Below are 11,587 nucleotides of genomic sequence, written 5' to 3' on the forward strand. Positions count from 1 at the left end.
GGACGTTAGCTCCTGGTTTGAACATGGGCGACCGGGTGCTCCGACCCGGCCGTGAATTGGGCGCCGCGCGACAGGCGCTTGGCCTGGTACATCGCCGCATCCGCGGCATTGAGCAAGGCGCCAGGGGTGCTGCCATGATCGGGGAAAACCGCGATGCCGATACTGAGCGAGGTCACCACACTGGTGTCGCCAGGCAGCGCAATGGGCGTGTCCATGCTGGTGAGAATCTTGTCGGCGATGCGCTCGGCGTCTTCGATCTTGTGCAGCGGTGTCAGCAACACGGCGAATTCGTCGCCGCCCAAGCGCGCCACCAGATCCTCTTCACGCAACTGCGCACGCACCCGATTGGCCACGGCGACCAACACCGCGTCGCCGGCGGCATGGCCGAAATTGTCGTTGATACCCTTGAAGCGGTCGCTGTCGAGAAACAGCACCGCCACCCGCTCATCGAGCTTGTTGGCGCTGCGCAAGGCGCGAATCAACCGGCCCTCGAAAAAGGCCCGATTGGGCAGGCCAGTGAGGCTGTCGTGGCTGGCCTGGTGAGCGAGGGTTTCGTTTTCACTCTGCAGGTGGGTTTGCCAGGATTCGAGCTCGTCGAGCAGGGCATTGAAGTCGCTGCCGAGATTATCCAGTTCGGCAATTCTCGCCCGAGGCACGCGGCGATCCAGCGCCCGCTCACTGCGCGCGGCGTGCGCCACGGCGGCAAGGCTGTGCAACGGGCCGATGATCCCGTGCAATTGTCGGCGGGCCAGATACAGCGCGACCCAGGCGCTGATGGCGGTACACAGAATGATTCCCGCCAGACCGCTGAGCAGAAAACGCATCAGACTGCCGCCATGGCCGGTCAGCAGAATCCGGCCGATTTCCCGTTCCTGATGGACGATCGGCAGGTTCACCGGTTTTTCCAGAATCGCCCGGGCAATCTGCATTTCCAGTTCGGAGATAAAACCGTTTTCCGGGCGCTGCCAATGCGCAATCAGCTGGTCTTGGGCGTCCAGCACCTGCACGTCCGCGACCTCTTCGGTCGAGGCGATCAAGGCCAGCGATTCGGTGGCGGCGGCCTTGTCGTTGAACACCACGGCGGCTTCCACGGTGTAACTGATCGAACGCGCGATCAGTTGCAGGTTATGGTCGGCGTAGACCCGTAAGGCCAGCACACCGAGCAAGGTCAGGGACACACTGGCCATCGCTACCGCCACCAGCGCGACGATCAGATGACCGCGACCGATCACCGAGCCGAGAGTCGGGCGGGCATCCGTTTTGAACAGTTTCATGGCGCCGCCGGTTTGCGGCGTGACAACTGCAACACGCTCGGATGGATGCGCACGCCGCTGCGGGCGACGGAGTCGAGGTTGACCTCGAACGACACCTGCTCATCGCCGACCCGCAGACAGAACAGACTGCCGACCGTGCACTGATCGCCACCCTCGCTGATGCTCAACACCGGATGGCCGATCAGGGAAGCAAACAGTCGACTGCGTTCCTCAGCGGTGAGCTTGCCGATGTACACCGCGTCGCACTCGCTGACGATGGCCGGGTTGTCGGCCAGCAGGCGGCGTACGATGACCGGGCGGCCAGTGGCCTGGGTCGTGCCCTTGACCAGGTCATCGGTGTATTCGGTGGGGCCGACGATGCACAGGCGCAGTTGCGCCGGTTCCACCGGCCAGCGCGCATAACTGAGAATGCCAAGCACCACCTGGGTCACCGACCTGGCCCGTTGCTCGGCCATGCTCGGCGGCGTTTGCGTTTGCGCGAACACCATACCCGACAGTAAACAGAGCAGACCGACAAGCAGCACTCGCTTGCAGCCAACTACGCGCTCTGTCGCCCAGACAGCCACCTTCATGCAGGGATTCTCTTGGATCGTAACGAAATGATGCCGCAACGATAGCACAGCGCTGATACGCCAGCGATACAGTGCTTCTGACGGTTTGGTCAGTTACGCGCTTGAACCGCCATGGGCCTTTCACCCCTGAGGCGCGGCGCCCTCCTCCAGTTCCAGCATCAGGCCACTCAGGCGCTTGACCTTGCGCAGCACCGCTTCCTCGAAGACCCCGGCTCGCGGCTCGATCAAGGTAAACCAGTGCTTGGCCCGGGTGATGCCGGTGTAGATCAGCTCCTTGGTCAACACCGGGTTCAATGCGTCCGGCAGGATCAACGCCGTGTGGGCAAATTCCGAGCCTTGGGATTTGTGCACAGTCATTGCGTAAACGGTTTCGACATCATTGAGCCGACTCGGCAGCACGAAGCGCACCCCGCCCTGGCCGTCATTGCGCGGAAAGGCCACACGCAACACCGCTTTGCCGGCATCCGGCCCATCGCGCTCCGGCAGCTTGAGGGCAATACCGATATCGCCGTTCATCAAGCCCAGGCCGTAATCGTTGCGGGTCATCAACACCGGCCGACCTTCGTACCATTGCTGGTCACTGTCGATCAGGCGCGCCTTGAGCAGGGCCGCGGTAATGCGCTGGTTCAGGCCTTCCACTCCCCACGGTCCCTTGCGTACTGCGCAGAGCAACTGGAAGTCATCGAACGCCTGCAGAACCGCGCGCGCCCAGTCAACCCAGGCACCATCATCGAACGACGCCGCAGGCGCCGGACGCTGGTTGCGCAACACGCTCAGGTAATGCCGGTAGCCCTGCGGCCCCTCGCCGTGCCCGTCGAGCAGCAGACGCTCCAGCGCCCGATCCTGTTCCCCCTTGAGCGGCAGCGAGAACACATCGTCATGACTACGGGCGAGCAGCAGCTGACGAGCTTCGTCCGGCCGTTGCTGATTGACCCGCCGCGCCAGCTGACCGATACCACTGCCCTCACCGAAGCGTCGCGAATGGCGCAACATCACCACTTGCTGAGCCAGTGGATGCGAACCGTCGGTGCCCTCGCGCAAACCGCTGTCCGACATTGACTCACCACTCACCGACTCCAGCCACTGGCGAGTCTGCGGGCTGTACCAGCCGGCCTCGGCATCCCGGCACAAATCGCCCAGCACTGCCCCGGCCTCCACCGAAGCCAGCTGATCCTTGTCACCGAGCAACACCAGACGCGCATGGGCCGGCAAGGCATCGAGCAGATTGGCCATCATCTCCAGGTCGATCATCGACGCTTCGTCGATCACCAAGACATCCAGCGGCAAGCGATTACCGGCGTGATGTCGAAAATGTCGGGTACCCGGGCGGCTGCCGAGCAAGCGGTGCACCGTGGTCACGTCGCAGGGAATCTTCTCGCGCACGGACTCGGGCACCTTCAGCGATTGCACCTGCTGGCTGATCGACTCGGTCAAGCGTGCCGCCGCCTTCCCCGTGGGTGCCGCGAGACGAATACGCAGCGGCTGACCCGCCGCGACCGCAGGCGCCTGGAGCAGAGCCAACAGACGCACGACCGTGGTGGTTTTGCCGGTCCCGGGACCACCAGTGACGATGCTGAATGCGCCGCGCGTGGCCAGGGCACAGGCGAGTTTCTGCCAGTCGATCGGCCCCGCGCTCCTGGCCGGGCCGAACAATTCGTCCAGACGTTGCGGCAGATCGCCCGGGGTCGGCTCCTGTTGCGCGAGCCGTTGGCGCAAGGCGCTGTCGATGCGCCGCTCGTACGTCCAGTAACGGCGTAGATAGAGGCGCTTGCCGGATAACACCAGCGGACGCTGCGCAGCGGCCTCGCTCGCATCCGCCGCCAAAGCCACCAACGGACTGGCTGCCAGCACTTTGCACCAGTGGGCGCCGTCGAGGGTCTCGAGCAACTGCGACGGCAGCAACAGCACGCCACCTTGCAGGTCACCTTCGGGCGGCAACGACAGGGCGAAATCCGGTGCCTTCAGGGTCTCGAACAGATCCAGGCAGACATGCCCATGACCGAGCTGATGGCTGGTCAACGCGGCGGCCAGCAAAACCAATGGATCGGCGTCAGGCGCAAGGTCATGGATAAAAGCCACGAACGCCTTGTCGAGCGAACGCAGCCAGCCACGTTCGACCCAACGGCCGAGCAACAGCAGCAGATCACCGGCGTGGGTCAGGGGCATCAGGTTGGCCAGACTGTCGGCCGCCAATGGCGTTGGCAGCAGATCGGCGAACGTGCGGCTCATAGCAATACTCCCTGTTCCCACGCGGGTTCGGCTTTCGGCTCCGGTTTGCCCTGGAACATTCGATCCAGGCGCTCGATCAGCTCGCGCGGCGGACGCACGAAATACACGCCCCCGCTGGCTGCCCGTGTTCCACGCAGAAACAGATACAGCGCACCGCCGATATGCCGGTCGTAATCGTAATCGGCCAGCCGCGCCTTGAGCTGGCGATGCAGTGCCAGCAGGTACAGCACGTATTGCAGGTCATAGCGGTTGTCGAGAATCGACTGCTCCATGGCCTGGCTGGTATAGGCGAGGTCGTCGGCCCCCAGCCAGTTGGATTTGTAATCGGCAACGTAGTAGCGGCCCGCATGTTCGAACGTCAGGTCGATAAAACCCTTGAACATGCCATTGAGCTGGACCGCTTCGGCCCCCACTCGGGCCTGACCATTGTGCGTGCTCTGCCGCACCAGTTCGTCGAGTTTCAGTACATCGACCTTGTGGCTGGCGAACCAGAACTCCATCTCCACCTGATAGTGCGTCAACTGCCCCAACACCACCGGCGGCTGCTCAACGCCGACTGGCAACGGTGCTTTGAGCAGGTGCTGCAACCAGTCGCTCAGCGTGACGATCCAGCCCTGCCAACCACGGCGATTGCAGCGTCGCGCAACGGCATCCGCCAATGCCTCACGGGATACGTCGAACCCTTCTTCACCCGCCCATTCGAGCAGGCCATGCAGAAACGTCCCCGGGTTCGGACCGCGGGGGAATCGGTGGATATCCGCACCACCGACAACGATGTCACGCATGGCATCCGGATCGAGCCGTTCGTCATCGAAGAGTTTTTGCGCCTGCGGACTGTCCGGTGCCTCGTCACTACCAACGCTCAGCACGTCGCTGATGCGCAAGGCACTGTAGGAGGCGATCCACCAGTTCTCGCTGGCCTTGCGCTTGGGCAAGAGCGTCGCGCGTAACAGGGTTTGATCGCGCGGCGGCTGGTAGTGCTCGGTGGTAGCGAGCGGCATCTCGGCGACGCTGATTGCCGGGCAGTTATCCTGCAAATCACGTAACCAGCCATTCAACTTGCTCGACTCGCCCAGCAATGCGCCGCCGCCGAGCAGATAGCCCAATGCCGACAAATGCAGCACGGAACTGTTGTTATTGCCGCGCTTGAGATCGCTCACTCCCAGCCAGCAGGCGTGTTGTGCGCGGGTCAGGGCGACGTAGAGCAGACGCAGATCCTCGGCCAGGCGCTCGTTGTCTGCCCGCGCAATCAGTTCGGCTGTCGGTTTCAGACTGACCTGCGCCTTGCCCGAGGCGTCGTGGTAGTGCAACGGCAGGCGACTGCCATCGACCGGTTTCGCCGAACAGATGAACGGCAGGAACACCAGCGGATACTCAAGCCCCTTGGACTTGTGGATGGTCACGACCTTGACCAGCTGTTCGTCGCTCTCCAGACGCAGGATCTGTTCTTCGCCGGCCTGGCCGGACAAGGCCAGATGCTCGGCCAGATAACGGATCAGTGCCTGCTCGCCATCGAGTTCGGCGGCGGCCTGTTGCAGCAGCTCCGACAAATGCAGCAGGTTGGTCAGGACTCGCTCGCCATCACTGCGGGCCAGCAGCGCGCGCGGCAGATGGAAATCATGCAGGAGGCGACGCAGCATCGGCAGCACGCCCTGCTTGCGCCAGAGCTCACGATAACTGCGGAACTGCATGACCCGGTTTTCCCAGACCCGTTCATCCTGGTTCAGGCGCTCCAGCTCGGCCAATGGCAGATTCAGCGTGACGCAGGCCAGGGCGGCCTTCAGCGAGCGTTCGACATCCGGCTCGGCACAGGCCTTCAACCAAGTCAGCAGGTCGTGGGCTTCCTGGGCGGCGAACACGGAATCCTTGTCGGACAGGTAAACACTGCGCACGCCGCGGGCTGCGAGTTCGCTGCGCACGGACTGCGCCTCTTTACCGTCGCGCACCAGAATCGCGATGTCCGCCGGTCGCACGCCTCGCCAATCCTTGCCGTCTTCCACGAACCCTGCCTGGCCGGCCTGCCCGCCATTGAGCAACGCTGTGATTTCACTGGCGCACGCGGCGGCCAGTTGCTGGCGGTACACCGCGCCGGACAGCGGCTGCTCGCTGGACAATTGCCAGACATTCAGTGCCGGGACTTCCTGCCCGGCTATCTGCAGTTGTTCTTTGCGTCCCTGGGACGCCACAGGCAGAAACGGCACCGGGTTGTCGCCAGTGGTTGCGCGGAACAGAAACGCTCCCCAGCCCTGCTCGCGGATTTCGGCACGTTCGAACACATGGTTCACCGCACGCACCATGGCGTGACTGGAACGGAAGTTGGTCCCGAGGGTATGCAGGCGCCCCGTCGTCGCCTGACGCGCACGCAGATAGGTGTAGATGTCCGCACCGCGAAACGCGTAGATCGCCTGTTTCGGGTCGCCGATCAGAAACAGCCCGGTCTCGGAGTTGTTCTCCTCGATGCGATAGATGCTTTCGAAGATGCGGTACTGCACCGGATCGGTGTCCTGAAATTCGTCGATCAGGGCGACCGGAAATTGCTCGCGAATCAGGCTGGCAAGACGTTCGCCGCCCTCAGCCTGCAACGCCGCATCGAGGCGCAGCAGCATGTCGTCGAAACCCATTTCGGCGCGCCGACGTTTCTCTTCTTCAAAGCGATTGCCGACCCACCTGGCGGCATGCTGCAACACTGCAGCATCGGGGCTGGGCAATTCGTCGAGACGCGACTTCAACGTCGCCATGGCATCCAGGCCCGGGTGATCCGGGGCCTGGCCTTTCCAGGCTTCGGCCATGCCTTCGGGCGTCAGTCGAGTAAAGCCGGTACCGATATCGAGTTGCTCCAGAGCCTCGTCTTCAGCCCAGGCCTTGAGCTTTTCGAACCACGGCTCGAAGTAACGCGCCTGCATCTTGCGACCGTCGACCGCTTTGCTGGCAACGCCTTGCTGGCAGATCGCGAGCAATTCGTCTGCCCACTGTTGCCAGGGCATTTTCAGCTCGACCAGGGCAGCACGACGCTCCTGCAGGCACTCATCGATGAGTTCGGCAGGCGTCCTGTCTTCGTTGCTGTCACGCTCGCTGGCGAACAATCCGCGCACCCGCGGCAACAAGGCTGCCGGTCCGCCCCAGTTGTTGCGCACCCAGTTCAGAGCGTCGCCCTGCATCGGATAGCAGAACAGGCGCCAGTAATCGCGCAGCACTTCGCCCAACAGATCGCTGTGATCGGTCTCAAGTGACTGAGTAAACAGACTGCCACTGTCGAACGCATGCTCGCGCAGCATGCGTTGGCACCAACTGTGGATCGTCGAGACGGCGGCCTCGTCCATCCACTGTGCGGCGATATCCAGACGATTGGCGCAACCGGGCCACTGCGCCGGTTCGAACTGCTCGCGCAGCTGGCTGATCAATGCATCGGGGGCCGGCGTCTCGTCACGGAAGAACCGCGCGGCTTCGGCCAGCCGCGTGCGAATGCGTTCGCGCAGCTCTTTGGTCGCCGCATCGGTGAATGTCACCACCAGGATCTGCGGCGGCAAGAGTTCATGACTGAACCCACTGGACGCACCGCCGTGGCCAAGAATCAGGCGCAGGTACAGTGCGGAAATGGTGAAGGTCTTGCCGGTACCGGCGCTGGCCTCGATCAACTGGCTTCCCCGCAGCGGGAACGCCAGGGCAAGCGGTGTCTTGTCACTCATGCCTGTGCCCCCTCGCCGGTCAGTGATCGCCAAGGTGCTTCCAGCAAGGGTCGGTACAACGTCTCGCACCAGCCAGAGAACGTCTCGTCCGCCGACAGTGCGTCGTAATCGGGGAACTGCCTGCTCAATGCCGGACTTTCGCGCCGCTCGCCTTCGCTGGTCTGGCCATCGCCTTCGTAGGCTTTGCGCGCAGCGGCCTGGGCCTTGAGCGGATCGCTCTGAGCCAGCCAGGCAAACGCTGTCTTGACCGCGACCGGCAGTGGTTGGCGCATGCCTGCCCGCCAGGCGAGCAGCAACTCGCCCAGCAACCCGAGCGCGCGCTCCTGCGCCATCGGCTCGAGCAGCAAGGTGTCATCGCTGGCCACCAATGCGGTGCTCAAGGAAAGTCCACTGGCACAGGCCACCAGGTGGTTGACCCATGGTTTTATCAGCCGATGCCACTTGCGGCTTTTGATCGAGCCGATGCTATTGGGAATCGTCGAGACCGAGAGCATGCCGCCATCGGCACGCCGATGCAGGCCACCGAGCCAGCCCTCCAGACTCAACCCCTGGGACTCGATACTGATCGCAATCGCACTGGTCACGGGAGTAGGCCATAACGCCAGGAGTTGTTGATAACGTTGCAGCAAATCCGGTAATGGCTCGATCAACTCCTTTTGCAGGCACTCGCCAAAACCGGCCATGGGCAGCAACCCGCTGGCCTGCAACCGTTGAGCCTGCGCGGCCAGTGCCTGTTCGACATTGTCCGGCTGACCGAGCGCGGCCGCGAGCAGACTGTCGCTCAGCGTATAGCGCTGCAGCGCATCCAGCACGAAGGGTTCTTCATCCGCCAACGGTGCCTCGGCAGATTCGAAATACACCTTGAGTCTCTGCGTGAAGAAATGCCGAACCGGATTGCGCAGGAAATCCTGCAGCAAGGCGAGACTCAGCGGTTCCTCCTGAACATGAGGCTCCAGCAGCTCGGTTTCGCCCAGCGGTGCGTGCTGCTGATGCAACACCTGCCATTCGCTGGCATAGCTGAACAGCGCCTCGCCTTCGTGGAAGTAACGGGCACTGAAAGGTTGCAGCGGATGCTCTTCGGTCAGGGCAGCCAGCAAGTCCCGGCTTTCATCGGTCAAGCGCCAACCACTGGCGAGGTGATCGCGCAATTGTCCGATCAGCACCGATGCCGGGCGCTCACTGTTGTCGCGAATACTGCGGCCGACCCAACTGATGTAGAGCTGGTGTCGGGCCGACAACAGCGCCTCAAGCAGCAGATAGCGGTCATCCTCGCGCCGGGACCGATCGCCAGGTCGGTAATCGCTGCCCATCAGGTCAAAGTCCAGCGGCGGCTGTGCCCGCGGGTAATCACCATCGTTCATCCCGAGCAGACAGACCAGTTTGAAAGGGATCGCACGCATCGGCATCAACGTACAGAAATTCACTGCACCGGCGAGAAAACGCTGGGACAGTCGACCTTGATCCAGACCGGCCAACCAGGCTTCACGAACTACGGTCAGCGGCAACTCCTCCTGCAAACCGACGGCCTCACAGGTTTCCAGCCACGTTTCGCGCAGCTCTTCGAGTTGGCTCAGCAAATAGTCGTCATGTTCGTTGTCAGCCTTGAAGAACAATTGCAGCAACGCCTGCAGACGATTGCCCCATTCCTGCGGCTGCGCCGGTTGCATGAGTTGCTGATGGGAAATTTCCAGGGTGTCCAGCAACGCCACCAGCGGACCGATCAACGCCGCATCCAGCCCGCCGATTTCATCATAGGGTTCGATACCCGCGCAGGCATTGGAGGTGCCCACCGCGTAACCGAGCAACATGCGCCGCAGGCCGAAACGCCAACTGTTCTGCTCCAGCTCCTCTGGCAGTCCAAGCCCGGCACGCTGCTCGGCGTTCATGCCCCAGCGCACACCAGCGCCTTCGATCCAGCGATGCAGGGTCGGCAGATCCCGTTCCTGCACGCCGAAGCGAGCACGCAGTGCTGGGACGTCGAGCAGGTCGAGGATTTCGCTGACCGGGAATCGGCTATCCGGCAACTTCAACAGATGCTCGACAGCGATCAGCAAGGGGTCGCGACCGCGCTGGCCCTGGTCCGCCAGGGTGAACGGGATGAAGCGTGGATCATGCCGATCGAGCTGGCCAAACACCGCACGAATGTGCGGTGCATAGCTGTCGATGTCCGGCACCATGACGATGACATCGCGAGGCCGCAATTGTGGGTTGGCGCTGAATCGGGCCAGGAGCTGATCGTGGAGAATCTCGACTTCGCGCTGGGCGCTGTGGGCAATGTGAAAGCGGATGGAGTCGTCACAAGCGAGATCGACCGGTGGCCAGCAGGTGCGGGTTTCGTTGAGTGGGCGTAGCTCCAGAATGTCATCCTGCAGTTGATTGAGCATATTCTGTGGCTGCGTTTCGCTGAACAGGTCTATGCGCCCATCGCGAAAGGCCGCGCGGTAACTGTTGGGGTCATCGTAGCTGTCGAGCAGGTTGATATAGTCCCGGCCCTGTTTGCCCCAGGCCGCCAACAGCGGGTGGGCGTGCTGATGCAGGGAGTCGGGATCCAGCACTGCCGGCATTCCGCTTTTGCGCGCCTGCCTTTTGTAATGGTGCCGCAACAGATCCTTGTCCGCGACGATATCTGCCCAGTGATGCCGACAAGGGTTGTGGACACACAGCAGCACCTGGCTGAACCGTGCGAGTCCGGCCAACGCCTCCAGCACCTGAGCCGGCAGGGAAGAAATCCCGAACACGATCACTCGCGACGGGATGCCGACCGGTGTCTCTTCAAGATGGGAGATGCGCTCGATAAAGCGCTGATGAACACCGGCGCGGCTTTGTGCCATACCTTGCTCACCGACGTCCTCGAGAAGCGCGCGCCAGAGCTCGGCTTGCCAGCAATTGGTGGGCGACAGCGGTTTCACTTCGCCTCTTACATTACGCAACTGGTGGCGTCCTTCGGCCCAATCCTCCAGCCAGTCGGCGCGGTATACCTGATATTGGTCGAATAGATCCGCCAGACGCTCGGACAACTGATAACGCTTGCGCAGATCACTGTCGTGAGTCAGGAAGCGTTGCAGCGGTTCGAAATGCGGACGGTCGATGAGCTGCGGCAACAGACGCATCAGGCGCCAGGTTAGCGGCGCTTTGTCGAGCAGGGATTTGGCCGGGATTTCATCTTTGCCCAGCACCATGCGGTATAGCTGCCACATGAAACTGCCTGGCAGTTGCACGTCTATCGCTGCAGCAATTCCGCAGCCACCCAGATCATCGTCTTCAGGATCTTCAGCCAGTGCCAGCTTGAGCCATTGGGCGATGCCATTGCTTTGTACAAGGGCGATTTCATTCTCCAAGGGAGCCAGCGGATAACGCCGCATTACGCTGACCACCAGGCTGCGCAGTTCGTCCAGGCTGTTGCTCTGGACCACCATGAATGCAGCGTTGAGGGACTGAGCGTCCGGCATAAAAGCTTCCTTGGAAAAGTACAAAAGCCAGGCAGAACCTTAGCACTGTCGGCCGGCGGTGACAGCCGGAAGGCGTCCGCAAATGCTGTACGAACTTTCCTGCGGGCAAAACAAAACCCCAACTGCTTTCGCAATTGGGGTTTCGGAATTTAATCTTGACGATGACCTACTCTCACATGGGGAAACCCCACACTACCATCGGCGATGCATCGTTTCACTTCTGAGTTCGGGATGGGATCAGGTGGTTCCAATGCTCTATGGTCGTCAAGAAATTCTTGAGCTGACGCGTCTTGCGACGTTCCAGCGAATTGGGTATGCGATCGTTTGTGTGTTGTCTCGAACTTTCGGTTCATTGCGTCTTCACACACCGCAATCTG

Annotated in this window: 5 protein-coding genes and 1 rRNA gene; all 6 read right to left on the reverse strand. The window is 62.0% G+C overall.

Annotation, left to right across the window (positions count from 1 at the left end):
- Positions 1-5: 5 nt before the first annotated feature.
- Positions 6-1,274 (reverse strand): diguanylate cyclase DgcN/YfiN, encoded by a 1,269-nt coding sequence (dgcN, locus tag QRN70_RS12165; RefSeq protein WP_285417951.1) that lies wholly within the window; start codon positions 1,272-1,274, stop codon positions 6-8.
- Entirely contained in the window at positions 1,271-1,846 is a 576-nt protein-coding gene (yfiR, locus tag QRN70_RS12170) for a regulatory sequestration protein YfiR (RefSeq protein ID WP_285417953.1), read from the reverse strand. Before yfiR ends, dgcN begins: the two co-directional genes overlap by 4 nt.
- Before the next feature lie 120 nt (positions 1,847-1,966).
- Entirely contained in the window at positions 1,967-4,075 is a 2,109-nt protein-coding gene (recD, locus tag QRN70_RS12175; RefSeq protein ID WP_285417954.1) for an exodeoxyribonuclease V subunit alpha, read from the reverse strand.
- Positions 4,072-7,761 (reverse strand): exodeoxyribonuclease V subunit beta, encoded by a 3,690-nt coding sequence (gene recB, locus QRN70_RS12180; RefSeq protein WP_285417956.1) that lies wholly within the window; start codon positions 7,759-7,761, stop codon positions 4,072-4,074. Before recB ends, recD begins: the two co-directional genes overlap by 4 nt.
- Positions 7,758-11,210 (reverse strand): exodeoxyribonuclease V subunit gamma, encoded by a 3,453-nt coding sequence (recC, locus tag QRN70_RS12185; protein WP_285417958.1) that lies wholly within the window; start codon positions 11,208-11,210, stop codon positions 7,758-7,760. Before recC ends, recB begins: the two co-directional genes overlap by 4 nt.
- A gap of 153 nt (positions 11,211-11,363) precedes the next feature.
- A 5S ribosomal RNA gene (rrf, locus tag QRN70_RS12190) occupies positions 11,364-11,479 on the reverse strand.
- Positions 11,480-11,587: the final 108 nt, after the last annotated feature.

Source organism: Pseudomonas sp. efr-133-TYG-5 (assembly GCF_030209175.1).
Classification (GTDB): domain Bacteria; phylum Pseudomonadota; class Gammaproteobacteria; order Pseudomonadales; family Pseudomonadaceae; genus Aquipseudomonas.